This window comes from Adlercreutzia sp. ZJ154 (assembly GCF_011039055.1).
GTDB lineage: Bacteria > Actinomycetota > Coriobacteriia > Coriobacteriales > Eggerthellaceae > Adlercreutzia_A.
This window is the reverse complement of sequence record NZ_JAAKEF010000002.1, coordinates 145,683-171,283: the sequence shown is the minus strand read 5'-3', so window position 1 is coordinate 171,283 and position 25,601 is coordinate 145,683. Positions and strand designations below refer to the sequence as shown.

Annotated in this window: 19 protein-coding genes; all 19 read left to right on the top strand. The window is 46.8% G+C overall.

The features are described from left to right. Positions 1-141: 141 nt before the first annotated feature. The 19 genes from G7Y37_RS01970 to G7Y37_RS01880 all read left to right on the top strand — a co-directional run bounded on the left by G7Y37_RS01970 (position 142) and on the right by G7Y37_RS01880 (position 25,600). A complete protein-coding gene (locus G7Y37_RS01970; protein ID WP_241155961.1) occupies positions 142-1,125 on the top strand; it encodes an ABC transporter permease in 984 nt (327 codons plus the stop codon). After that, positions 1,118-1,981, top strand: a complete 864-nt coding sequence (locus G7Y37_RS01965) for an ABC transporter permease (protein ID WP_165060949.1) — start codon at positions 1,118-1,120, stop codon at positions 1,979-1,981. Before G7Y37_RS01970 ends, G7Y37_RS01965 begins: the two co-directional genes overlap by 8 nt. A gap of 2 nt (positions 1,982-1,983) precedes the next feature. Then, positions 1,984-2,928, top strand: a complete 945-nt coding sequence (locus tag G7Y37_RS01960; RefSeq protein ID WP_165060946.1) for an ATP-binding cassette domain-containing protein — start codon at positions 1,984-1,986, stop codon at positions 2,926-2,928. Then, complete coding sequence (locus tag G7Y37_RS01955; RefSeq protein WP_165060943.1) at positions 2,921-3,517, top strand: ABC transporter ATP-binding protein; 597 nt, start codon at positions 2,921-2,923, stop codon at positions 3,515-3,517. The genes G7Y37_RS01960 and G7Y37_RS01955 overlap by 8 nt, the downstream gene beginning before the upstream one ends. Positions 3,518-3,702: 185 nt before the next feature. Further along, positions 3,703-4,104: a hypothetical protein gene (locus G7Y37_RS01950; RefSeq protein WP_165060940.1), complete on the top strand. Its 402-nt coding sequence runs from the start codon at positions 3,703-3,705 to the stop codon at positions 4,102-4,104. Further along, positions 4,076-6,283, top strand: coding sequence for a leucine-rich repeat domain-containing protein (locus tag G7Y37_RS01945; RefSeq protein WP_165060937.1), 2,208 nt, complete (start codon positions 4,076-4,078; stop codon positions 6,281-6,283). The genes G7Y37_RS01950 and G7Y37_RS01945 overlap by 29 nt, the downstream gene beginning before the upstream one ends. 122 nt (positions 6,284-6,405) lie before the next feature. Further along, positions 6,406-8,490, top strand: a complete 2,085-nt coding sequence (locus G7Y37_RS01940) for a hypothetical protein (protein WP_206214060.1) — start codon at positions 6,406-6,408, stop codon at positions 8,488-8,490. An 87-nt stretch (positions 8,491-8,577) separates the two neighbouring features. Next, complete coding sequence (locus G7Y37_RS01935) at positions 8,578-10,809, top strand: InlB B-repeat-containing protein (protein ID WP_165060931.1); 2,232 nt, start codon at positions 8,578-8,580, stop codon at positions 10,807-10,809. 40 nt (positions 10,810-10,849) lie between these two features. Beyond that, positions 10,850-11,473 (top strand): hypothetical protein, encoded by a 624-nt coding sequence (locus tag G7Y37_RS01930; protein WP_165251579.1) that lies wholly within the window; start codon positions 10,850-10,852, stop codon positions 11,471-11,473. A gap of 452 nt (positions 11,474-11,925) precedes the next feature. Further along, the gene (locus G7Y37_RS01925; RefSeq protein WP_165060925.1) at positions 11,926-12,882 is read left to right on the top strand and encodes a hypothetical protein; all 957 of its coding nucleotides are present in this window, start codon (positions 11,926-11,928) and stop codon (positions 12,880-12,882) included. A gap of 17 nt (positions 12,883-12,899) precedes the next feature. Further along, positions 12,900-13,685 carry a hypothetical protein gene (locus tag G7Y37_RS01920; RefSeq protein ID WP_165060922.1) on the top strand — a complete coding sequence of 262 codons (786 nt, stop codon included), beginning with the start codon at positions 12,900-12,902 and terminating at the stop codon, positions 13,683-13,685. 115 nt (positions 13,686-13,800) lie between these two features. Then, positions 13,801-17,760 (top strand): DUF2089 domain-containing protein, encoded by a 3,960-nt coding sequence (locus tag G7Y37_RS01915; protein ID WP_165060919.1) that lies wholly within the window; start codon positions 13,801-13,803, stop codon positions 17,758-17,760. A gap of 100 nt (positions 17,761-17,860) precedes the next feature. Beyond that, entirely contained in the window at positions 17,861-19,018 is a 1,158-nt protein-coding gene (locus G7Y37_RS01910; protein ID WP_165060916.1) for an NADP-dependent malic enzyme, read from the top strand. A gap of 11 nt (positions 19,019-19,029) precedes the next feature. Beyond that, the gene (gene tmk / locus G7Y37_RS01905; RefSeq protein WP_165060913.1) at positions 19,030-19,722 is read left to right on the top strand and encodes a dTMP kinase; all 693 of its coding nucleotides are present in this window, start codon (positions 19,030-19,032) and stop codon (positions 19,720-19,722) included. Continuing rightward, positions 19,664-20,872, top strand: coding sequence for a DNA polymerase III subunit delta' (locus tag G7Y37_RS01900; protein ID WP_241155960.1), 1,209 nt, complete (start codon positions 19,664-19,666; stop codon positions 20,870-20,872). Before tmk ends, G7Y37_RS01900 begins: the two co-directional genes overlap by 59 nt. Further along, positions 20,850-22,265, top strand: coding sequence for a regulatory iron-sulfur-containing complex subunit RicT (locus G7Y37_RS01895; protein WP_165060910.1), 1,416 nt, complete (start codon positions 20,850-20,852; stop codon positions 22,263-22,265). The genes G7Y37_RS01900 and G7Y37_RS01895 overlap by 23 nt, the downstream gene beginning before the upstream one ends. Next, entirely contained in the window at positions 22,265-23,722 is a 1,458-nt protein-coding gene (locus G7Y37_RS01890; protein ID WP_165060908.1) for a nicotinate phosphoribosyltransferase, read from the top strand. The genes G7Y37_RS01895 and G7Y37_RS01890 overlap by 1 nt, the downstream gene beginning before the upstream one ends. 28 nt (positions 23,723-23,750) lie before the next feature. Further along, positions 23,751-24,653, top strand: coding sequence for a DegV family protein (locus tag G7Y37_RS01885; RefSeq protein WP_165060906.1), 903 nt, complete (start codon positions 23,751-23,753; stop codon positions 24,651-24,653). Positions 24,654-24,673: 20 nt separating this feature from the next. Continuing rightward, complete coding sequence (locus G7Y37_RS01880) at positions 24,674-25,600, top strand: DegV family protein (RefSeq protein WP_346773609.1); 927 nt, start codon at positions 24,674-24,676, stop codon at positions 25,598-25,600. The last annotated feature ends 1 nt before the right edge of the window (position 25,601 follow it).

Sequence of the window (25,601 nt, the reverse complement as noted above, 5' to 3'; positions counted from 1 at the left end):
AATGTTGAGGCGGGGGAAGAAATATTCAGTCGCTCAAACAGTCCTCGGCGCTTCGCGCCTGCGGAACTCGCTTTGTGAATACATCTTCCCCCGCCTTGGTAATACCGGCTATGGCGTTGTTACTTGCTTGAAGGTTGCGATTTGAGTCGGATTATTTTTTGGAATATTGGACGGTTTTTGCTGCTGATGGTGGCAGTATCTGTTGTTGTGTTTACGCTGGTATCGGTTTCGCCGGTCGATCCTGTGGCAGCTAATGTTGGACAGGCAGCTCTTGTGGGAATGTCTGACGAGAAGCGTGCGGCGCTTGATGCCTACTGGGGTCGCAATGTGCCGCTGCCCGAGCGTTACCTATCGTGGGGTAGTGCTCTTCTGCAGGGCGATATGGGCACATCACTGCGATTCAATGCGCCCGTTGCAGATGTAATAGCAAATCGTGCGTTAAATTCACTTTTGCTAATGAGTGTTGCGTGGTTAGTAAGCGGCGTGCTTGGCTTTGCTCTGGGCGTTTTGGCGGGCACGCATCGCGACACATTCTTAGATCGCGCAGTTAAATCATACTGTTTCGTTTTGGCGGCAAGTCCTACGTTTTGGGTTGCGCTTCTTTTGCTAATAGTATTTAGCGTGTGGCTGGGCTGGTTTCCCATAGGTTTTTCGCAGCCTATAGGAAAATCTGCAGCTAGCGTTACGCTTGGCGATGCGCTTTATCACTTGGCATTGCCAGCAATTACCCTTTCTCTTGTTGGCGTAGCGAATGTGGCGCTGCATACCCGCGAAAAAACAATCGATGTTATGAATTCGCCATATGTGCGTTTTGCTCGCACGCGCGGGCTGACCGAAAGGCAAATAGTACTTCGTCATGGACTGCGGAACTTGGCGTTGCCAGCGATTACTATACAGTTCGCTCAGATTGCCGAAATATTTGGCGGTTCGGTTCTTGTGGAACAGGTATTCAGTTATCCCGGGCTTGGACAGGCTGCAGTGGTCGCCGGAATTGGCGGAGATGTTGCGCTGCTTGCTGGTATTGCTCTGGTTTCTGCTGCTCTCGTATTCGGTGGTAATGCTTTGGCAAATATTCTTTATGGAGTGATTGATCCGCGAATAAGAAAAGGGCAAGCGCATGGCTGAGGCTGTGGCGAACATACTCCACTTGCCTAAGCGCAATCGCATTTCAAATAGGCGCTTTATGCTGGTAAGTGTTGTGCTGGCGGCGGCTGTGCTGATAGCTATAGCCATATGCGGCGCAATGCTAATGCCCGAAGCTATAAAAACCGATTTCACGCAAAAAAACCTAGCGCCTTCGCCCGCGCACATTTTTGGCACCGACTGGATGGGTCGCGATATGCTAGTGCGCACCATCGCGGGTTTAAGCACAAGCATTTTAGTAGGGCTTATTGCGGCATGCGTCTCGTCGCTTATTGCGCTAATTTTGGGCACTATTGCTGCTCTTGGTGGTCGTCTTGCCGATCGCATAATCACATGGCTTATCGATTTACTTATGGGCGTGCCGCACATCGTGCTTCTAATTCTTATCTCGTTTGCACTTGGTAAAGGTTTTTGGGGCGTAACAATTGGAGTTGCGCTAACGCATTGGGCTTCGCTTTCTCGTGTTATACGTGCCGAAATTCTACAATGCCGCGAATCTGGCTTTGTTGCTGTGGCGCGCCGGCTAGGAGTGTCGCGCGTAAAAATAGCTGTTCATCACATGCTTCCTTATGTGCTGCCCCAATTTATTGTGGGGCTAATTTTGATGTTTCCGCATGCTATATTGCACGAGGCTGCCATCACATTTTTGGGCTTCGGATTGTCGCCCGAACAGCCCGCCATTGGCATAATTCTTTCTGAGTCTATGTCGTATCTGTCGGCTGGTATGTGGTGGCTTGCAGTGTTTCCGGGGCTTGCGCTTATAGGTATTGTTATGCTGTTCGATATAGTTGGGTCTGGCATACGTCGCATGGTCGATCCGTCTAGCGCTCAGGAGTAAATGTGGATACGACGCAGCACTCGCAAAATCATATTTCTGCGGAATTTCACCATCATCATTCGCATGGGGCGGGGTCGCTGCATTGCGGTGGGCATCATCTGCTGCAAATAGAGGGACTTACAGTTTCTTTCAAAATGTATAAAGAAACAGATAGCGGGCTGCGTGGGTATCTAAACGCCAAAAAGCATACTGTTCAGGTAGTTCACAACTTAAATTTGTCTGTTCACGTTGGCGAAGTGGTTGCGGTGGTTGGCGCATCCGGGTCAGGTAAAACTTTAATGGCTGATTCGATAATGGGCATTTTTGAACCAAATGCGGAAATATGCGGAACCATTTGGTTTGATGGGAAGCTGCAAACCGCTAACAGTTTGGCTGCTTTGCGCGGCAACGGTATTTCTCTTGTGCCGCAAAGTGTGGATAGTCTTGATCCGCTAATGCGTATTGGCAAGCAGGTGCGTGGCGTTGCTCATGGCTCGGCAAGTCGCGCGAACAAGGCGCAACGCACACAACTTCAAAAGCGCCTATTTCAGCGATATAAATTGTCTTCGGAAGTGGAGCAAATGTATCCTTATCAGCTATCGGGCGGTATGGCGCGCCGCGTACTTTTGTGCTGTGCGCTAATGGAAGAGCCGTCGTTAATTGTGGCAGATGAGCCAACGCCCGGGCTAGATTTAGATCTTGCTGTGCGCGCCATGGACGATTTTCGCGAATTTGCCGACGCGGGCGGGGGAGTTTTGCTTATTACGCACGATATAGAGCTGGCTTTACGTGTGGCTGACCGCATTGCTGTGTTCAAAGATGGCACAATTGTAGAGGAAACGCCATCGGCGAATTTCCGCTCTGAAGAACTTTTGCAGCATGAATTTACGCGCGAGCTTTGGCGTGCGCTTCCAGAGCATGGTTTTAAGGTGCCCTCGGGCAAAATTGAAGGTGGAGAAAATGCTTGAGGCGCGCAATGTGGTGTTTCGTTACGGGCACGATAAGCCAATTTACGATAACTTTTCTGTGCAAGTGAAGCGGTCGGAGCGGCTATATTTGGATGCTCGGTCGGGGTTTGGTAAGACGACGCTGTGCAGGCTTCTTGCGGGCTATGAACAGCCTGAAGCAGGCGGAATATACATAGATGGCGACCCACTTCCGCAGCGCGGCGTTTGCCCAGTTCAACTGATAGGGCAGCATCCCGAACGCACGCTGGATGCGCGCATGCGTATGCGTAACAGTTTGGCGGAGGCAGGCAGCTATGATAAGGCGCTGCTTGCACGTTTGGGAATACGTAGCGAATGGCTAAGCCGTTTTCCGCACGAATTATCTGGTGGCGAATTGCAGCGGTTTTGTATTGCGCGCGCCTTAATGGCTAATCCTAGTTATCTTATTGCTGATGAAATATCTACCATGCTTGATGCGGTTACGCAGGTGTATATCTGGAATGTAATCTTGGAAGAATGCGAGCGCCGAGAATTGGGTCTGGTTTTTACTACGCATTCTAGGTCGCTAGCAGATCGCATTGCCACCCGCACATTGTGTCTTGAATCGTAGCGGCAATTAAGCCTAATCTGTTGAAATCGTGAAGGGCTCTGCCCATTCTCAAATTTATGCTTGCATTTTGCTTTGCGCGAGGCGTATAAACTGTTCAGCCTTAAAAGGCATCGGGTAATACAACTTAACCATCGCTTTATTTTGCAGTGGGATGCAAAAGATGGTAAGAAAAGGGACAGATTGTTATGCGGAAAGATTTTATGCTCAAACGGGCTGCGTGTGTAGTTCTATCTACAACTTTAGTTTGCACGCTTTGCCCCTATGTTGCTTTTGCGTCGGAAGATAACGCAATAGACACTGTGCAGCTGCAGGCAGAATCGAAGATAAGCACAACTGAAATAGAGCCCAGCGAAGATGTTATACACGCAAGTGTGTCTATTGATAAAAGTGCGCCTAAAGCTATGTTTAGCTACAACAATCTTATCTTCCAAATAAATGAAGATGCGGAAAATACTGTAACTTTGCTCGGTTTTGGTGCAAAGCCACAAAACACGCTAGAAATTCCCGAAACTGTAGTGTATGGCAATGTTGAATATACGGTAACGAACATTAGTACGCTTGCGCAAATGGGGGGGGGGGTTCTGTGATTCTGCGCTAGAATCTAGCGACCCTGCCGAAGCTCAAAAATCTTCCAATTCCGATAAAAATTCAAACCCTTATACAACCGAATATTACGCAGATGCCGAAAAAGCGGCAGATGTAAGTTCCATAACCATTCCTGCCACAGTTCAATCAATAGATGTGGCATTCTTTCAGTTATTTCCTAATGCCGCAAATATTGAAGTGGCGGCAGACAATCCCAATTATCAAAGCTATAACGGCATTGTTTTTAGTGCCGATTTATCTAGCCTCACCCTCGTCCCGGAGGGTATAGAGGGCACAGCCGTGCTCCCCGCAGAATTGACCAACGTCCCTGCTTGCGTCTTTTCCCGTTGCACCAAGCTTTCGGTCATAACTGTTCAAAATGGGGGCACGGCAACATCTAGTGCCTATGTATCTTCGGGCGGTATCTTATATACAGCTGATAAAACTACTCTTGTGGCTGCTCCTGCTGGAATTGGCGCTAGCGTAGTTATAGACGAAGAATGCACAGCCATTGCGCAAGGAGCCTTTGTTGGAAACAAAGACTTGTCCACAATAATTGTAAAAGGCAATGTTGCGAACATAGCCACAGAAGACGAAACGCATCTTGGTGCATTTGATGCGCAGGTTGTATCTGGCGCAACAGTGGTACTTTCTGCTAACTCAGACCGCAGCGTTTGGGAAAAAGCTGGCTTTGTAAACTTTGAAGAACCAGTAAGTGTAGGAGATTCAGTTACACCCGATGCGGACGGTCTTGCGTTTACGGTGCTTCCTAACTACACGTTATCGTGCTATTGGGCAGGAGATAAAGCGCATGTGCCTAGCACGCTTGTAATACCAGATTATGGAATTATTAAAGGTGTGCCTTATAACATCTCTGCAATAGAAGACGAAGCGTTCGAAGGTGCTTCAAATTTACAAGCCGTACAATTGCCAAAGACAATTGATTCAATAGGCAAGCGCGCTTTCGCGAACTGCGAAAACCTGTCTTACGTAGAGCTAAATGCTTCAATTAATACGCTTCCAGCGGGCGTATTTGCTAACACCTCTCTTGCAAGTGTGGTGTTGCCAGCGTCTATCGAATTGATAGAAAGCAAAGCTTTTGCGGGAATAAACAACACAACAATAGTTCAGTTAGGCGCAATTGAAAACATTGCAGAAGATGCCCTTGAGGGCGCGTCGAACGTAGATGTGTACGCGCCTTATAACAGCCAAACTGAAACCTATATGTGGAACACATCTCTTCCAATTCAGAACAACCATGTAATTCCTTATGGCATTAAGTTTGCAGACGGAATAGACAGTCTGCAAACAGGGGACGAGGTAGAACTGTTTGGAGCGGGCGGATATCTGTATGCCACAGGCAAAGTAAAAGCAAACATAAGCTATGACGCAAAGTGCATTAGCATTGACACTAAAAACAATACTTTAAGTGCAAAGCGAGATGGTGCGTTTACTGTAAATGTAGACTTGTCTATTACAGTGCCGGAGGTTTTGCCTACAGGAACAGAATATAAGAATGTAAAACTAACTCCTGCATCATACGGCGGGCAGGCTTTCAGCGCACCAGCCCAAACATCTACCATACATAGAAGCGTTCGTGCGCTAAATGAAACTCTTAGGGGTAGTGTATCAACTCCTAAAGTTGCAGCGGAAGATATGCTGTCTATTACAGTTCCCATCTATGTAACATTTGGTGGGGATGAGGGTATTGATGTATCAAAGGAAAGCAATCTTGCGCAGCCTATAACTACAGAGACTTTTATCAGGAGTAACGGTGCTGCGTGTACACTTGAGAGCCTTACATGTGTGGAGGCAGAAGCGGGTAGCGCGCAGAAAGTCTTAAAGACAAATGCTGGCACGCTTGATGCACAATCAGATCTGTTTAGCATTCTTGGAAATGGTGATGCATCGTTTGTCGATTTTGGCTATGGAAGCACTAACAACACGTTAGATAGTACAGCCCTTACCAGCATTCAAGATACATTCACGCTAGCTGCATCTTCTGCAGCCTTACCTACAGAACAAAAATTCTCATATCGTCTAAACCTAAGCAGCGGTGGTGCATCAATTAAGACCAGAAGCGAACTAGAAAGTTCACTTGGAACAATCGATAAAACAAAAACTCACCCTCTAGTCTTACTTACTTTCACATTTAAGAAAGCCGACACCAACACAAACTAATAGAAGGGTACGCGTTATGGCTTACAGAAAGGGCATCAGTGTATGTCGAAGTGCTCGCGCACCTGCATACACCTAATAGGGCTAACAGACACAAAGCTTATGAAAAACAAGCAAGAGGAAGAATGGACACAATTATGAAACGCATATCTTTGGCAAAGCGGAGTGTAAGTGCTTTTAGTGCACTTGCTCTGGCTGCCACGATGGTGCCTCTAGCTGGGGCAATGCCGGGTGCAGAAGTTGAGCAAGCTTATGCTGCTGCCACTCCGGGTAAGCAAATGAACATAACTGCTCCTATGTCAATTGAGTTTGGAAGTAGCGACAGTCGCATATCGGCAGATGCAAGCAATGCTACAACTACTTTCAAACTTCAAAACAAGGGCGAGATTGGCATGGCTGTAAGCGAGCTGAACTATTTGGCTCCTAATAAATGGGCAGAAGCTAATAACTTTATCTTAAAGGCAAAAGATGAAGGGCAGCCACTTGGTCTTACTAAAGAGGCTGACCCTACGCTATTTACCATGTGGGAGGGAAATGGTGCCAACCCCGGTGATGCTACCAAAACCATGAAATTTGACTTTGCCACAGTAGGCGATAAATCTATCAAATGGGGAAGCGGCGTACCAAATACTATAGACACTATGATAGATGTGCAGCCATCCAACGAACAGACTTGCACTCTTTATATGGATCTAGCAAGCTCTAATGCTAAGTTAAATACTAATGCTGCGGTATCGAACTCTTATACCTCGCTCGGAAGTGTGAAGTTCACATTTAGTGAATGCTCTACTGTGGGCGATCTTACTGGCTTAAATACCGAACAGTTAAAGACGCAAGATTTTTATCTTAAAGACACAAGAAGCGATGCCACTATTACAAAAGATCAAGTTTTCTCGCTTGACCAAGTAAGTCGCGCTTCTGCAAGTATTAGCAAGTATCAGTACACTGTCGTCGAATCTGTCGGAGGAACTACTGAGGAAACCCCCGGAGGAACTACTGAGGAAACCCCCGGAGGAACTACTGAAGAAACCCCTGATGAGCCCACTGGCGAGACTGTAAGCACCGTAGTAAGTTCGTCACCTTATTACTATTGGTATAAGGATTTATTGGATAAGGATATCGAGCAACATAGTAATGATACTCTCGTAAATCAGCACAATCCAATTGAGGCATACGAATGTCGTACTTATTGGGGATCGCATAGCAAGAATATGGCTAAAACGCAATATCAGCCTACAGATCGCGATAATGCTACATATGATGTTCGTATTATAGGTATCCTGCATGACGATAAGGCAAAAGCAGCGGTAGGTGCGCAGAGTGCTAATGATGCAGACATCAAAGATAATTCTAAAGCTGGTCTTACTTTCCAATTTGTATACGTGATGGATGAGAGTGATATAACTCCTTGGAATTACATTACTGGTGGTTCGGATGCTAGGTATAGGTCATGGGGTTATCGTATCAATTATTCCGATAGTCAAGCATATTCTAATAGAACAGAGGAATGGAGTACCAACGATGGTACATATGATACAAATTATTCATGTTGGGCTGAATCTGAACTTCGTGAACGTATGAACCAAACTTACAGTGTTGCTCAGAATGGTCTTGCTAAGACTTATCGCGAAAAGTATTCCACAAACTATGATGCTCGGACACCTGAGCGTAATGCCAGTTTAGCTAACAAAGAAAAAACAATTTACGACTTAGCTCCAACTGCATTAACTGACAAGATGGTTCCCGTATCAAAACAGACTGGCAAGTTTACTGCCGGTGGTGTTACCGGTGACGCTGAAGCGTCCGTTAATACGCCTCAAGATGGCGAACTGCGTTTTACGTCCGATAAGATGTTTATAGCTAGTTACACAGAACTTAGTGGAAATTACTCAGGTCGTGGTAGCGGTGATAATGTTGCCAAGCTTAGCGGTAATGATGGACTGCAATATGAATATTATAAAGGTATCAATGCAACAGATAGTGCTACATCCCCCAACAGATTAACCAAGCTTTATCAATGGATGGTAGACAATGAAGTGGGAACTATTACAGATGCTTTATCCGGATCTGTAGAACAAGCGGCACATTGGTTTACGCGTTCTATAAGACCAGGTGCCTATAATCAGATGTTAGATGTCCTGCCTGAAGGTAGATTTGGTGAAAATTATCCGGGTAATGCCCTAGGCATCTGTCCCTGTTTCTGTCTCTAATTTCTAAATAAACAAGCCTGCTGAGCTAATGCTCGGTAGGCAAATCTTGGCATGCAATCAAACAACTAGAAACAAGGCGATTTTGCAATGAAAGATACTAGAGGTATACATAAAAAGCGTTTAGGGTATCGCTATGCTTTCGCAGGTGCGGTCGCCTTGGCATGCACATCTGTGTTCTTTGGGGGTGGATGCGCTCAGGCTGCATATGCAAATGAAATGCAGTCGATTTCTACAATGGGTGTGTGGGTTGACCCCAGCCGAGATGCTAGTGCGTTTAACTCTGAAACGAGCATGGCAACACCCTGTGCAAGCATAGATATAGAGTCTGAAGTTAGAGTTTGGACCCAGTCAGAAGAAGATGCAAACACAAGCACATCTGCTGGAAACGCTTCTGCTTCATCCGAGTTAGCTTTGTCTTCAGAAGTAGGCATATGGGTAGATGTTTACGAACGTGAAAGTGGCAATACCGCTGCTGGCAATACTGCTACAACAACAGAACTAGAAACATCCACCAATGTTGGTGTATGGGTAGAAACGGAAGACGATCCTGATGCGGGCAATTCTGCAAGTGGAGTTACGGGCACAACTTCAGATGAGCTGACTGTTCAATCCGAAGTAGGTATATGGGTTGATATTTCAGAAGAAGAAAGTGGCAACACTGCTGCTGGCAACACTGCTACAACAACAGAACTAGAGACATCCACTAATGTTGGTGTATGGGTTGAAGCAGAAGAAGACCCTGACGCGCCTAATTCTGCAAGTGGAGTTACGGGTACGACTTCGGATGAACTAATTGTTCAATCTGAAGTTGGCATCTGGGTTGATATCCCTGAAAACGAAAGCAGCAATGGTGTTGTAATAACAGAACTAGAAACATCAACAAATGTCGGTGTGTGGGTTGAAACGGAAGACGATCCTAATGCGGGCAACTCTGCAAGTGGTGTAACGGGCACAACTTCAGACGAGCTGACTGTTCAATCCGAAGTAGGCATTTGGGTTGATATTCCGGAAAGTGAAAGTGAAAGCGACAACTCTGCTGCTGGCAATACTGCTACAACGACAGAACTAGAAACATCCACTAATGTTGGTGTGTGGGTTGAAACGGAAGATGATCCTGATGCGGGCAACTCTGCAAGTGGAGTTACGGGCACAACTTCGGATGAGTTAACTGTTCAATCCGAAGTAGGCATTTGGGTTACACCTGATAATGGCAACAGTTCATCTGGTGTATATGACCCAACTACATCGCCGACACTTGATGTATCAACTAATGTTGGCGTTTGGGTAGATCCGGTTGGAGATGCTACATTTGAGGGCGAAAATACAGCATCGCCTCAAACTACGCTCGGTATTCGCCTTAGTGTTCCAGATACTTTAGATGTAACTCTCGATCCAAATGTTGGTACGGACTCAAGTGCGGGCTGGCAAGGAAGCGATGCGTCCGGGAACACTACTTGGGACCCGAGCAGCTCTACTAGCGAAGTTGATAGCGGAACAAAACTAGGCGATGTGCTGCACGCAGCAGGCACACCGCAGCGACCGGGGTATCTCTTTGGTGGTTGGTATACAGACAAAGAATGTTCGCCCATCGCAAAGGCAGACCCGGATACGTTAGTTACAGAAGATATGCCTCTATATGCACAGTGGATTGCAATAACTGATGTAGAAGTCCCGATAGACGTACATCTAAACATCAAGCAAGACAGCGCAGATACATTCACTGTAACAACCGATAAAGACACCAAGTTTGAAAGCAGAAGCCCGCTTCCTGTGCAGATTGACAATGTGTCTATTAAGAACGACGCGCAAGCTTCAACGCGCACGCAAAATGCAAAGGATATGCTTGGCAGCAGCGATATAAGCAATGTGAAGCTTCATGTTGCGGCTGCGCAAAGCGGTGACACTTACGAGCTAGCGGTAAGAATAGACGAATCAACTGGTCTTGCAACACTAGATATAACGAACGACACGAACAGGGCAGTTTATTCGCTTCCGCTAAGCGATGCGCTATCTAATACAGGCGCTTACGAGGGCGCTTCTAAGCTAGTTATTCCTGCTGCCACATTCTACGAAAAAGACGGTGTAGCCGCTAAAGAGGCAGATGGCTCTTGGAAGCTAGACGAGGGCACCTTAGATGTTCTTTATGCAATAAGCGGCTTTAACAGCAACACTTTGAGCTACTCGGCTGACTCTGTAGAGATCGCAAAGCTTGTCTACACGATATCTATTCAAGGCGATCCAATAGATACAGAGGTAAAGCTGGTAAGTGAATCGGGCGGCATGGAAGATGCTCCATCAATTCCGGGCGCTGGGAACTAGGGCAAATACAACTTATAGGTAAATGATAGACGGGAAGAAGATGACAGGCGATATAAACAACAATACACAAAAACCTAATGTATCGGGGCGGGGCATGAAGGTGCCGGGCGCAGATAGAGCGCCGCAAACGACAGCGCCCAAGCAGCGGGTACGCACGTCAAGCAAGCCTCCTAAAAAGCGCACAGTAATAATAGTAATAGCGTGTGTGCTGGTGGCTCTTCTTGTGTGGCTTTTGATATGGCTGTTTGCATGCAATGGGAATAGCCTGCTAGATAAAAACGCAAGGTCGGGACAAGCTCCGTATAAAACCCAAGAAGAGATGCAGGCTGAACTTGACCGCACGGTTGAAGAGGGAATGTTTAACATCTCCATTGCAAGCGTTATTAACTTTGCAGATGGCACATCTTCTGGCACCGCCTACATCGAAAACGTACCGGGAAATCAGTACATGATGCAGGTAAAGATTACGGATGACGAAACCGGAGAAGTGCTATACGAATCGGGCATTCTTCAACCTAATCAATACATAGAAAACATCACTCTTGCACGCGATTTAGATGCAGGAAGTTATAACGCTACAGCCACATTTACCGCACTTGATAAGACAACTTATGAAGAGGTAGGTCAGGCTGCCGCAAAGATAACTCTGAACGTAGAAGGATAGGGACTGAATGAAGGGAGAGAGCGGGGATATGCGCTGGGGCGAGCAGACGATGGAGAGAGCGGGAATATGCTCAGTCGCTCTGCAGTCCTCGCTCGGCAGAAATGTTCACAGAACATTTCTGTTCGCTGCGGAACTCGCTTTGTGAGCACATCCCCGCTCTCTCCAACCCTCCCCGAAACGCTTCCAAAAATGTTTCACGTGAAACATTTTTAAGAACAACAAGGTAACAAGTGGATAGGGAATCCGCTTCTACATAGAACCTTGACAATCGAATAGAGGATTAAGTTTGAGCATGAAAAAAGCGTCGGAGCTAAGGGCACTGCACCCCCTTCGGACGCTTTTAATAGCTGAATTATATCGCATGTTGACCCCGGTATTGGGGAATCTTCTATTCGGTTGTCAGGGTGCATAAGCAAGGACAGATGGCTTTGAAGAATAAAGGAGGAAAAGCCATGAAGAAAACAAGTAAGTTAATAGGTGCATTGGGTCTAAGCGCCGCCTTGATCGTAGGCACAGCACTACCAGCTTTCGCTGTCGAGTCAGACGAAAACGGCATTGTGACTGCTGGCACAGATGTTTCGTCAACTGACAGCGCCGGTCAAACAACAGGAGAAACTACCGTTTACATGGCTGCAACCCAGACACAGATTAGCGCCACCATTCCTTTAGCGATTGCTGTATATGCTCCTAGTGCAGGTGGTGAACTTACTACGCCTCGCGAAAGCGCTTATACCATCACCAACAATAGCGAAAACGCAAAATTGTATGTATCGAAAGTTGAGTCTACTCTGCTTCCAGAAGCACCTTCTAATACATCGGATGTAAACTGGACAGCTGCTAAAGAATCTACTCTGGATGAGGCTCTAAGTACTCTTCCGACTACGGCATACAATAGTACTTCAAATTTCATCACTATTAGTGGCTCTAATGCGGCTGCCAGTGCTAAATATGGTACCGTTTTTGTAAATTTAACTGCAGGTCAGCTGTCAGATAAAGCATATGACGAAGTTACTAAAACAGAAAAAGCTTATGGTGATGGTAATACCTATATTAAGAAAAACATGCTGAATGCAGACAATAACGTTGTTCCCTATGACGGTGTTGAGTCTTTAGTTTTAGCCGGTGGATCTAATACCTCTGATGCGAATTCTGGCTATAAATCTAGCCACGCAGTAAATTGGGAGATGGAAGCCAATAATGTAGATAAAACTAATCTTGATTCACAAATTGGTCTGCGTCTTGAAGGTTATGCATCTCAACTGAATATAGGCTCTACTGCTGGTCAGCTCACCTCTGACACGCTGGTGCAATTAATGAAGATTACTTATACGGTTCAAGCATCCAGCGCTCATGTTGGAGCAAAGAATATGGTTCAGACTAAATTCGAGTATCCTTCACTAGCGGTTTAGTCGAAAAGTAGCTTGATATGTCGCGCGATATGGGACAACAAGATAACAGAGACACGCATCGGGTAGTAAGCGATCGCGCGAACACCTATGGGATGAGGGCATCTGGATTTAATTCAGGTGCCACATCCTCTGGTTACTATCAGCAGCAGCCATATACGGTGCAATCGCAGCAAGCGCCTCAGCCTCAAACTCAGCCGCAGCAACCCCAGCAGCCGCAGCCGCAATGGTTCCAAGGACCAGATGGCACGCAGTATATTCTGGGACCAGATAACAGGCTATATCCTGTTGCGCCAAGCGACGCTGCACCCAAGCCCAAAAAACACAAAGCAGGCTTTTGGGTGGCAATAATACTTTCAATTGTATGCATTGCGCTAGCTGCAATAGTGACATTCAACATGTGCACTGAAAAGCCTAAACGGTCAGGTGAACTGGGCTCTGTTGCTGGCATGAGCGAAGACGAAATAAGAGACGAACTAGATAAAGTTGTACAAGCAGGAATGTTCGACATATCTATTGCCTCTATGGCTCAGTTTGAAGACGGCACAAGCAAAGGTGATCTGAAAATAGAAAACCCAGCGACTAACCACTACTTAATGAAAGTAGACATCTCGCGAGACGATACCGGGGAAGTTATCTATTCAACAGACATGATAGAGCCGGGGTACATGATCTATTCGGATGCGCTTTCAAAAGACCTAGATGCTGGCACGTATCAGTGTAGTGCAACTTTTACCGCATATGACGAACAAGAAATAGAAGTAGGCAAAGCATCAGCCAAAACAACAATAGTAGTTAAAAACTAGCGAAACAAAGAAACAAAGAATGCTGTGCATATAGCACAAGGCATCTGTTTGTGTGCCATATACAGGGCATTCTTGCAAAAGAAGGTATAAGGGAAAGCGATTTAGGGAAACAACTATGAAAACACTCGCTAAAAAGATTGTATCGTGTATGGTGGCTTTGGTGCTCGTCTGCTCGTTTGTTCCTGTGTCTGCCATGGCAAACAGCGCTGACATAAACGATGAAGGCATAGGCGAAAAAGCAAGCATAGTAAGTACAGATGCAGCTGTGGCTGACACCACCGTGTACCTAAAAGCTATCGATACGTCTTATCAGATAGATCAGGTATCGGGTAGTGGTGTTTGGCTTGAAGGCGAAGATATGTGGGTTCATACCGCCTATGGCGATGAAGGCTGCAATTCTTATCTTGTTAGTTGGTATAGGCAACCCTATAAGCTAGACCCTAACGCAACGGATGAAAATAGTTATATAGCCGGCAGCGTAGAGACTCTTGTAGAAAATCATGCGGTAACTACACATACCGATAAATTTGTATTCAATAAGTCGTGGGATAAGTCTATAGACCCTACTCAATATAAATATGTTTATTGGGCTGAAGTGTCGCAGAATGTAAACGGCACATGGATTCAAGCAAAAAATACAGCTGAGCCAAGCGATATAACGCGCATGGTAGCGCAATGGTGGACAGGACCTTTATACGACAAGTACGACGCAATAAATCCCGCAAATCCGGGAGACTGGACTTGGAGTGCGTGGGGTGCGGTAGATAGCACAATAGGTGCAACCGGTCTTTTCCCGAAGAGCGCTGAACTTCAAAGCGAAAGCCTAGCTACTAGCCCAGTTTATACAGACATTACATCGGCTGTGCAGGCGAATGAAAATGAACAGGTGTTTGGCGCATGGGATCTGAATATTGTTCCGGGAGAGGATGCAGACGGTGCGTTCATTAACAGCATCCGCATGACAACAGATGCTACAGAACCTGCAAAAGATATTCTGGACGCGCTTGCAAACGGCGAAATTTCTGCCGATCAAGCAAAGGCAAAACTGGAAGACAGCTTAAAGCTGTGCAGTTATAAAGAAAACAAATTGGAAGATATACAAACGAAGTATCGCATAGAACAAGAAGGTGCAGCTTTTCGCGCTTACTTAGACTACTTTACCGATGATGCAGCCGCGCAGGCATCGGGCAATTTGGGTATGGTTGTGTTGGTGGGCACAACGCAGCCCTCTGGTGTAGATTCACACTATGTAACTTTAGTGGTGAACAAAGACGCAAGTGGAAATGTAAACGGTACAACTAGTGTGTCTGCCGGACAGCATGTAGTATATGAAAACCAGTCGCCTACTTACACTTTTGAGCCAGATGCAAAATATTATGGCGAATATAAAGTTGAATATGCCGATGCTGCAAATGGCGGCGCTTGGACAACTTTAACAGCGGGAACAGATTACACATCTGGTGCGAATTTCGTTATGCTTGGTGTGGCAGGTGCAAGCGGAGATGTAGTTCCCACTCTTTCCGTTTATAAAGCCGATCTGCGTATAACGGTAGAATTTAAAGAGATAACAACACCGCCTTCAGCTGATACTGAACACGATATAACGCTTTCCAAAATTAGTGGAGCTAACACAGCGCAGGTTACATTCATTGGTTCCGATGGGCGCGAAGTTGTGCTTGCAGCGCCGGGTAGTGCTGGCGCGTTTCCAGCTGATGCTGTCGGTATAGAAGTAGCGCCGCCTGAAGGTTTTAGCGCATCGCACGCGATAGTAACTTGGGCAGACAATTCCACCGAGACGATAAATTTCAACAACAATGCAGCGCTTATTAGCTACTTGCAATCGGCGGCTAGCATTGAAATAGTGCTAGAACCAAGCACTTTAGAGCCTAAGTACGTAAACGTAACTATAGATTCTGCTGCGCGCGCATATTTCGACAACATAGATTCCAATGGTGTACAAACTGTAGAAATTGGCGGTACAGCGTCGTTTAATGTTACGGCACCTGCATGGTCTACAATTAAAAGCATAAGCGTTAGTGCAAGCGATGGCAGCGCTGTGTCTAGCAATAACGTGCGTGTAGGTGGCATAGGGGAGCAAACTGGTTCACTTGTAATCTATAACGTAGCGAAAAATTTGCGTGTAAGCGCACAGTTTGAATACGAAACTCGCAAACTTATAGTGCCCGCTGCATCTGATGTAATGGGCGCAAGTAGCATAGATAAAAGTGGCACTTACAATATATCAACCGATCCGAATAATCCGGCGAAAGTTACCGTGCGTTTAGACGCGGGCTATGAACTTCCCGCGACAGGCGTGGTGCTTACGGGCAAGCTAGGCGGACAAGATATAAGCATGCCAGCTGCTGCTGTTAAGCAAAGCGATGGGTCGTATGTAGTGGTTGTTGACCTAGGTAGTCCTACTGTGTCTACTGCTCCGGGAAACTGGGATAAAGATGCAGGCATTACTGTGAACATAACGCCTACAAAGATGCCTATTCAGGAAGTATTTCACAAGATTAATACCAGCGTATATGCGGGGCACGAGAATTTCGGCAGCATAACGCAGTCATTTGATGTAAGCGATAACTCAGATGCCTTAGTGGAAATTTTCCCCAAGGACGACTATGTTGCAAGCGTTACTGTGGATGGTTTCGCCATAAAAGCGGTAGAGGCGGGTGGCAGTAGCAGCGCTAATATAGTGTTCTACAACGGCACTAACGAAAACGATACTGAGCACTACGGTGCGCCAGTTCTTATCATAAAGAAAGTTATTGCCGACTATAAAGTTCAGGCGAGTTTTGCTCATAAGACCGACATATCAAGCGACCAACAGCCGCCCGATGGCGGCTATCGTGATACGGTTGACATTATTAGCAATTGCGATTCTAGCCAAGGAACTATAGAACCCGGTTCTATTGCAAGCGTATATAAAGACACAACAAACAAACTTACTGCAATTCCGGCAGAGCGCCACGAACTTGATAAGCTGGTAGTAGATGGAGTGTGCGTGTTCTATGATGGTGCCCAGCTAAAAGATGACCCAGATGCGCTAAAGCAGGCAGCAAGTGCAGGCATTACCTTTGATGCCAGCCAGCAAAAATACTGCATAGAGCGCGATGGGCATCGCGACTATTTCAGCGTGCAATACAACGAGCAAACCGGTAGCGCCGAAGTTGTATTTAGCGAAGTTCAGGCAAACCATGATTTAAGTGCCGATTTTGCGCGCTTTAAGGAAGTAGATCTTTATGTTGATAGCGAAGGCGGTTCGGTATTTGCCGAAGGCAAGGTAGACGGCTTGAAACAGATGCGTTGGAAAATACGCAAAGACTTAGAAGTTTATATAACGCCAGAGGATGGATATGGTGTGTCTTCAGCCAAACTAATAACAACTGAAGGCGATGGTAGTACCAAAGAAACCGACATATCAAACAGCTTAGAAAAGGTAGCTACATCTTCTGTATCAACAAGTGCGAGCAATAAGCTTCTATCTGATATGGTGGGCGTAGTTACAGGTGCCGAAAAAGCATATGCGGCAGCTAGCGCTACATCTTATAAGTATGTGGTGCCGTCTTCCCTTATGACTCAGATGGAAGGTGAAAGCGCAATTGTACGTGTTGCGTTTGCGAAAGACGATACAAATAATGTTCTGCATTCTGTGAAAGTTGACGTTAGGGAAGGCGCAGGCTTTGTGCAGGACGCAAATGGCAACAATGTAAAATCGGCAGATTTTAGTGTGCGCCATGCCGATAACCTAACATTTACACTGGTGCCTAGTTTAAGCACGCCGTATGCCTATGTGCAGATTGGAAACGACAAGCGCATATATTACGGCAATGCTAAGCAGGTAACTGTTCAAAATGTGCAAGCTGATACGCAAGTTTATATAGACTTTGTAAGCATTCCTTATGCGGGTGACAACAATTCTGGTACACGCGCTTTAAAGCACTTGCAAAGCCTTGCCCGCACGGGCGATTTAAGCGCACCGCTTGCTTTCGGTCTTTTGACAGTTGCTTTTGCGGCTTGTGGTATAGCAATGCTTGCGTCTAACAGGCGGCGCAATGGGGAAGAAGACTAACTTTAGTGGCGCATCCTTGCGGTTCGCAGAATGTCATATGGTGGTGTGCGGTATAATCGCAGACGCTAGATAACATTTGCAAAAACGCAGGAAGAAGACCATGGGTATAGCAGAAGAGTCACTTGAAAAACATGAGCAATGGCATGGAAAAATAGATACAACTCCGAAAATGAATATTGCCACGCGGCACGATCTTGCGGTGGCTTATACGCCGGGTGTTGCTAAGCCTTGTGAAGTTATAGCTGAAAATCCGCAGGCGGTGTATGACTACACGATAAAGGCTAATACGGTAGCTGTAGTAACCGATGGCAGTGCGGTACTTGGGTTGGGCAATATTGGTCCTAGGGCAGCGCTGCCTGTTATGGAAGGCAAGTGCGCGCTGTTCAAAACTTTCGGCGACGTTAATGCGTTTCCGATATGCCTAGATACGCAAGATACTGATGAAATTGTTGATGCGTGCATAAAACTAGCGCCTGTGTTTGGCGGAATAAACCTTGAGGATATATCTGCGCCGCGCTGTTTCGAAATAGAAGAGCGCCTAAACGATGCGCTGGATATACCCGTTTTCCACGACGATCAGCATGGTACCGCTATTGTTGTACTTTCGGCATTAATAAATTCGCTGAAGCTTGTGGGCAAGCGCGTAGAAGATGTGCGTGTGGTTATGAGCGGCGCGGGTGCAGCCGGTATTGCAATAGCGCGTCTTCTTCTGTCGTATGGTTTTAAGAACATAATAATGTGTGGTAGCCGCGGAATAATATCTTCGAAGTTGGAAGGTATAAATTCGGCGCAGCGTGCAATGCTAGAGGTAACAAATTTGCAAGATATGTCAGGTACGTTGGCAGATGCAATGGTGGGTGCCGATGTATTTGTTGGGGTAAGTGCGCCCGGTGTGGTAACTCGCGAAATGGTGGAACATATGGCAGATAAGCCAATAGTGTTTGCTATGGCGAACCCCGTACCTGAAATATACCCGGAAGATGCGCTGGCTGCGGGTGCTGCTGTTGTTGGTACTGGTCGTAGCGATTTTCCGAATCAAGTAAATAACGTTATAGCTTTCCCCGGCATATTTAAGGGAGCGTTGCAGGCGCGCGCGGAGCGGATAACCGAGCCTATGAAACTGGCTGCTGCAAAAGCCCTAGCTAACCTTGTAAGCGAAGATGAGCTATCGGCAGATTTTGTTATGCCTGATCCGTTTGATCCGCGTGTGGCTGAAGCTGTTGCCGCTGCTGTGCGTAAATGCGCAGAGAATGCTTAAGGAATTCTATATTGGGTGGTTTTTTTATAACTTTCGAAGGCGACGATGGTGTAGGGAAATCTACACATGTGCATCTGCTTGCTGAAACCTTATCTAGTATGGGTTTCGATGTGCTGTGTCTGCGTGAGCCCGGCAACACATCTATAGGTGAAAAGCTGCGCGACGTGTTGCTTGACAGCGGCAATTCCGAGATGGTTCCAGAGTGCGAGTTGCTTATATATGAGGCGGCGCGCTCGCAGATGGTGCGCGAGGTTCTAATTCCTGCTTTGCAGGCTGATAAGGTGGTCATATGCGATCGCTTTACCGATTCTACATTGGCTTATCAAGCTGCAGGGCGCGGTCTTTCCGCTGAATTTGTTGAAGCTGCTAACAATTTTGCTACTGGTGGCTTGCAGCCAGATTTAACAATACTGATGGAATTGCCAGACACTTCAGAGAAGGTAAGACGCATTGAAAAGCGTGGTGCTAGCGATAGGCTAGAGTTAGCTGGGGCAGATTTTCATAACCGTGTAAGCAATGCCTTTGCGAATATGCCCAATGCACATATGCAGCGAATTGTTAGGGTTGTTACAGAAGATGATGAAGAGGAAACGGCGAAGCGCGTTATAGAGCTTGTGTGTGCACGCATGGGTATAGAGGCTACACATGATGCAAGCGCTGCGTCAAACATTGAGGATGGGTGTGAAAGAGGCGCGCGTGGCTGATGCGTTTGAGAGCATACTTGGGCAGCCGCAAGTACGCGATTTGCTTCGCACTAGCGTTCGTTCAGAGCGCATAACTCATGCGTATCTTTTTACTGGTCCTGCGGGTTCGAACAAAACGGCTACGGCGTATGCACTAGCGCGTGCGCTTTTGTGTCCTAAAGGGGCAAAAGGTCCGGGCGGCGGTTTGTGTGGTTATTGCGATAATTGTTCTCGTATTGTTCGCCGCACGCATCCCGATGTTCACTTTATAGAACCGGCTGGCATGAACGGGTGGCTAATAGAGCAAATACGCGAAATAGCATCAGATGTTGCTCTGGCACCAATACAGGCTAACATTAAAGTTTACATACTTGATAGGGTAGATCTTATGGGAGTTGCGCCCGCGAATGCGTTCCTGAAAACACTGGAAGAACCACCCGATAATGTTGTGTTTATTTTGATGGGGCGCACACGTAATTCGGTTCTGCCTACAATTGTATCGCGCTGTCAGGTTATTCCGTTTCGCCACATTCCGCCGACCGAGGCTGCGGGCATTGTTAGCCAGAATACAGGTGCGCAACCGCAACTTGCACGGCAGGCGATAGAGGCTTGTGGTGGATCAATTTCGGCTGCTGTGGCTTTTCTGCGTGCGTCGGGAAATGAACGTGTTGGTTTTCGCGCCAAGGTGCTAAAAATCTTGGCTGATATAGATACGGCAGACGATTGGCATATCATTCGCCACGCACGCGATCTAGTGCAGCTATCAAAAGCGCCGCTAGATGCTGTTCGCGTGCAGCTTGAGCAAGAAATTTCTGCGAATGCCGATTTTCTGGAGAAGTCGGCTATGCGCCAGATAGAAGCTCGCAATAAGCGTCAAATGTCGGCGAAGACGCGCGAATACCTGAATCAAACAATTGATATTGCAATATCTTGGCTGCGAGATGTGCTTGTGGTGTGTGCAGGTACGCCTGAACTTGTTATTAATACTGACGTTATGTCCGACATACAGGCAGTTGCCGCTGCCGCTGATGTGGCTTCTGTATCGCGTGCGTTGGCTTCTGTAAGTCAGCTTTCGGGCATGCTGTCCTATAATGTATCTCCAGAAACATGCATAGATGTTCTACTTTTAGAAATAAAGGATGGTTTGAATGGCACTGGTAGCGCCAGTTAACCTTGCATATAACGTGCATACACTTTGGTTTAGCCCTGAAGGTTTAGACCTAAAGGCAGGTGACAAGGTTGTTGTAGAAACCGCACGCGGCTTAGAGTTAGGCGTGTGCGCAAGTGAAATTATCGAGGTTTCTGCCGAGGATATAGAAAATCTGAAAAGTCCGCTTAAGCCTGTTAAACGCATAGCTACGGATGAAGATTTGCAAAAAGCTGAGGAAATGGAGCGGCTCTCGAAAGAAGCTATGGTGGTATTTCGGGAACTCGCGCGTGAAACTAGCGAAGATATGCATCCGGTTTCGGTGGAGTATCTGCTAGATGGCGACAAAGCGGTGTTTTACTTCGAAAGCGAAGCCCGCATAGATTTTCGTGAATTGGTGCGCAAACTTGCTGCGCGTTTTCATGTGCGTATCGATATGCGACAGATCGGCGTTCGCGACGAAGCGCGCATTGTGGGAGGATTGGCACACTGTGGGCAAGTGGTTTGCTGTAAGCGATTGGGCGGCGAATTTAATCCGGTGTCTATTCGTATGGCAAAAGATCAAGATTTGTCTTTGAACCCGCAGAAAATATCCGGTTTGTGCGGCAGATTGATGTGCTGTCTGCGTTACGAAAACGAGGCTTACTGCGACTTTAAGCAGCGTGCTCCTAAACTTCGGGCTCCTATTCAGACGCCCGACGGGGAAGCTAGGGTAATAGAATTTGATGTTCCTCGCGAAGTTATAGTTCTGCAGATTGATGAAGAAAAACCTATAAAGGTTCCGCTTGCAGCATTTGAACCTGCTCGGGATGGCAAACGTCCAAGTGCTGTAGGTGCCGAGGCGTGGGAGGACGCTAAGGGAAAAAGTACAGAGTTGTTTAGTACTACAGCAAGTTTTGAGATATCAAAATTTACAGGTAATGATAAATTGGCTATAGCAGGCGAATTGCACAGGTCACATTCGCAAGTTGAGCCCAGCGCGGGCATACTGGGTTCTTCGGTTGATACGCACAGAAAGCCTCGCAAGCGTAGTGGACGTGCGTCTGCGGCAGATCAATCGCCGCAGCCACAGCAAGCACCTACGAAGACCGATCCGAAAAGAATTCCGCGCCGTAGGCGTTCCACGAAAATATCAGGCGGCGAAATTCAGCGCGTTCAAAACGAAAACTCTCAGGCAGATTCGCCAAAAGTGCAACCCAAAAAGAAGCAGAAAGCATCATCAAATTCGCAGAAACAAAATGGGCAGAAACGACAAGTTTTGCGTCCGGGGCATAAGTCATCCTCGCTTTCGCGTGCTGATGCCGACGATAAGAAGCAGGCTTTCTCGCATAAACAAAGGCGACCTAGGCGGCGCAAGAACGCAAACGATGCAAGTGGCAATGCGTCTGGTGGCAACAAAAAGGGCGGCGATAAATAATGCGTCTCGATTGGGCTTTATATACCGATCTGTATCAAATTACGATGGCGCAGGCATATTGGGCTTCTAACAAAATAGACGACCGAGCTACTTTTACAATGTTCTTTCGCGACTACCCATTTAACGGTGGGTATGCTGTAGCTTGCGGAATGGAACAGCTAACTCAGATGTTGGCTGATTATAGTTTTTCTCAGGAAGATATCGACTATCTTGCTAGCGTGAAATCGCCAGATGGAACGCGCATGTTCGATGCGGATTTCCTGAAGTTTTTAATGGATATGCGTCTAAATGTAGATATTGAGGCGGTAGCTGAGGGCACAATTGTTTTTCCATATGAGCCGATAATGCGTGTCAGCGGACCTATTATGCAGTGTCAATTGCTAGAAACAATGTTGCTTAACTGTGTAAATTTCCAGACGCTTATAGCCACAAAAGCTGCGCGCATATGCCGCGCAACACATGGAATGCCGGTGGCAGAATTTGGGTTGCGCCGCGCACAGGGCACTGGTGGTTTGTGGGCAAGCCGTGCTGCGTTTGTGGGCGGTTGCGCTTCAACTTCCAACGTGCTTGCTGGAAAGCTTTATGGAATACCAGTGTCGGGTACGCATTCGCATTCGTGGGTAATGTCGTTTGAAAGCGAGTTGGAAGCGTTTAGGGAATATGCCCGCTCTTTTCCGTCGAACTGCACGCTTTTGGTTGACACCTACGATGTTGAGGAAGGCGTGCGCAATGCAATAAAAGTTGGGCTAGAGATGCGCCAGCGCGGCGAAAAATTGTCAGGAATACGCATAGATTCTGGCGATTTAGCGTGGCTTGCTAGGAAAGCGCGCAAAATGTTAGACGATGCTGGGCTGATTGATGTTGGCATTGTGCTTTCAAACGATTTGGACGAGCGTACCGTAGAATCAATAATGGATGAAGGTACACCTGTAAATGCTTGGGGTATAGGTACGCGGCTTGCTACAGGTTACGATCAGCCCACTCTTGGTGGCGTTTATAAGCTTTCGGCAATTAAGCCTGCGGGGTCTAACACATGGAAAGACCGGTTGAAGATATCTGAATCGGCTGCGAAGTTAACAATGCCCGGCGTGCTAAATGTGCGTCGTTATTTTAACGAAGATGGACATGTTGCAGGCGATATGGTCTACGATGTAAATAGTAAAATTGATGCATCTGAGGTGATAGTCGATCCGATGGATCCTCTGCGTCAAAAGCAATTGAAGGGCAAACGCAATGTTGTGTTGTTGCAGCCTTTTATTCGCAATGGCGCTATAGTTTGTGATAAGTCGTTCACCGATGCAAAAGTGGCACGAAACCGCGCCAGTGAGCAACTTGAAACTTTGGATGAAACGCAGTTGCGCATGTTGAATCCGCATACTTATCCTGTTGGTCTTGAGCGCGGATTGCACGAGCGCAGGCAAAACCTTGTAGCGCAACTTCGTTCTATAGACAGATAAAAGCCAACTGTTTTGAAAGCGAAATAAAATGATACGCATAATTACAGACTCGGTTGCATCTATTACTGAAGATACTGCCCGAAAGCGTAACATAGAGGTGGTTTCGCTGTTCGTTAACTATGACGGAGTTGAACATGTAGAAACCGAAATGGACATAGATGGCTTTTATGAAACCATCGAACAGCGCATAAATAATATTCCTACATCTAGTCAGCCGTCGCAGCATGTTCTGGAAAGCATTTTGGAAGATGCAGCTATAGCGGGCGATAGCGTTGTGGGAATTTTCATATCGTCTAAGCTGTCTGGTACTTTAGAAGGCGCGATACGTGCTGCGCGCATGGTGAAATCGCGCAATATAAATTTCCAATGCGCGATGATAGATTCGACATCTGCCGGATCTGACGAGGCTTTTGTTGTGCTAGATGCTGCCGATAAGCGCGATATGGGTGCATCGTTTGAAGAAGTGATTGTTGCGGCTGAATTAGCGGTTATGCGTTCTAGGTTCTTGTTTATACCGGAATCGTTGGCATTTTTGCGTGCTGGTGGGCGTATAGGTGCAGCTTCGGCGCTTTTGGGAACCGTCATCCAGATTTCGCCAATTTTAACGGTGGTTGATGGCATGCCCGATACATTGGCAAAAGTTCGCACGCACAAGCGGGCGGTAGCTGCTATGGTTCAAGCATTTAAGAGCGACGTTGACGAGTACGGCTTGAAAAGAGTTGTAGTTCACTATATAGGCAAGAAAACCAAAGCGTTAGAGCAGTTGCTTGAGACAGTACGAGAAATATCTGGTACCGATGTGGAAGTGCATCCCGTAAGCCCCGTAGTGGGCGTTCATGTTGGACCTGCTATAGGTATTGCTTATGAGTGTGTAGAATTTATTAAAGGGAAACTTACAAGTGATAATCCTGATCTTTCAGTGGCAGTTTAGACTAGCGCTAGGAGAAAATTATGCGTAGATGCAATTTAATAGTAGATTCATGTTGTGACCTGCCGGTAGAACTGCTAAACCGCGAAGGCGTTACGTTGTTGAAATTCCCCTATATAGTGGGTGAGCGCACATTTGAAGACGATATGTTTCAAACGCTTGGTGCGTCCGATTTTTACGATGCCATGCGCAAAGGCGCGCAGCCATCTACATCGCAGCTTTCGGTGCCTGTGCTTACGACCGCTTTTGAAGCGGCAGCTGAAGACGGAACGCCTACGGTGTATTTGTCGTTCACAAGTGGGCTTTCGGGCAGTTTTAGTGTGGCTGAAATGGTGCGCGATCAGGTGCTTTCACGCCACGAAGGTTTCGAATTGTATTTGGTTGACACGCGCTTGGCATCTATTGCTGAAGGCGTAGTCGTTTTTGAAGCGATAAATCAGATGGAAAAGGGGCTGACTGCCGAAGAGTTAGCACAGTGGGCAAGTGAGGCGCGCTATTTTGTCGATTGCGAATTTATGGTTGATGACTTAGATACGCTTCAGCGTGGTGGACGCATACCTTCTAGTGTGGCTGTGGCTGGTGCGGCATTAGATGTTAAGCCGATGCTTACCATAGACACCGATGGTACGCTGAAGTTGGTAGGAGTGGCGCGTGGGCGCAAAAAAGGCATAAAGCAGCTAGCTGAATATTACGCCAAGCACGTTGACTTTAATGGGCGAGGCAATTATGTAATGGTTGGTAACACGGATTGCGAAAAAGATATGGCACGGCTTTGCGATTCGCTTAACAAGGGGGGCGAAAATCCTCTAATTATTAAATCTTCAATAGGACCTGTAATTGGTTCGCATGTTGGACCGGGAATGTTAGCAATAGCTTTTTGGGGAAGCGATCAGCGCGAGAATATGTCTGTAGCTGACCGTATAGCTAATCGCATAAGGAAGGCGGAATAGC

Bases quoted from the DNA above. Each gene is read 5' to 3' on its own strand.
- G7Y37_RS01965 (WP_165060949.1), top strand. From the start codon at position 1,118: ATGGCTGAGGCTGTGGCGAACATACTCCACTTGCCTAAGCGCAATCGC.
- G7Y37_RS01955 (WP_165060943.1), top strand. From the start codon at position 2,921: ATGCTTGAGGCGCGCAATGTGGTGTTTCGTTACGGGCACGATAAGCCA.
- G7Y37_RS01950 (WP_165060940.1), top strand. From the start codon at position 3,703: ATGCGGAAAGATTTTATGCTCAAACGGGCTGCGTGTGTAGTTCTATCT.
- G7Y37_RS01940 (WP_206214060.1), top strand. From the start codon at position 6,406: ATGGACACAATTATGAAACGCATATCTTTGGCAAAGCGGAGTGTAAGT.
- G7Y37_RS01935 (WP_165060931.1), top strand. From the start codon at position 8,578: ATGAAAGATACTAGAGGTATACATAAAAAGCGTTTAGGGTATCGCTAT.
- G7Y37_RS01930 (WP_165251579.1), top strand. From the start codon at position 10,850: ATGACAGGCGATATAAACAACAATACACAAAAACCTAATGTATCGGGG.
- G7Y37_RS01925 (WP_165060925.1), top strand. From the start codon at position 11,926: ATGAAGAAAACAAGTAAGTTAATAGGTGCATTGGGTCTAAGCGCCGCC.
- G7Y37_RS01920 (WP_165060922.1), top strand. From the start codon at position 12,900: ATGTCGCGCGATATGGGACAACAAGATAACAGAGACACGCATCGGGTA.
- G7Y37_RS01915 (WP_165060919.1), top strand. From the start codon at position 13,801: ATGAAAACACTCGCTAAAAAGATTGTATCGTGTATGGTGGCTTTGGTG.
- G7Y37_RS01910 (WP_165060916.1), top strand. From the start codon at position 17,861: ATGGGTATAGCAGAAGAGTCACTTGAAAAACATGAGCAATGGCATGGA.
- G7Y37_RS01900 (WP_241155960.1), top strand. From the start codon at position 19,664: ATGATGCAAGCGCTGCGTCAAACATTGAGGATGGGTGTGAAAGAGGCG.
- G7Y37_RS01895 (WP_165060910.1), top strand. From the start codon at position 20,850: ATGGCACTGGTAGCGCCAGTTAACCTTGCATATAACGTGCATACACTT.
- G7Y37_RS01890 (WP_165060908.1), top strand. From the start codon at position 22,265: ATGCGTCTCGATTGGGCTTTATATACCGATCTGTATCAAATTACGATG.
- G7Y37_RS01885 (WP_165060906.1), top strand. From the start codon at position 23,751: ATGATACGCATAATTACAGACTCGGTTGCATCTATTACTGAAGATACT.
- G7Y37_RS01880 (WP_346773609.1), top strand. From the start codon at position 24,674: ATGCGTAGATGCAATTTAATAGTAGATTCATGTTGTGACCTGCCGGTA.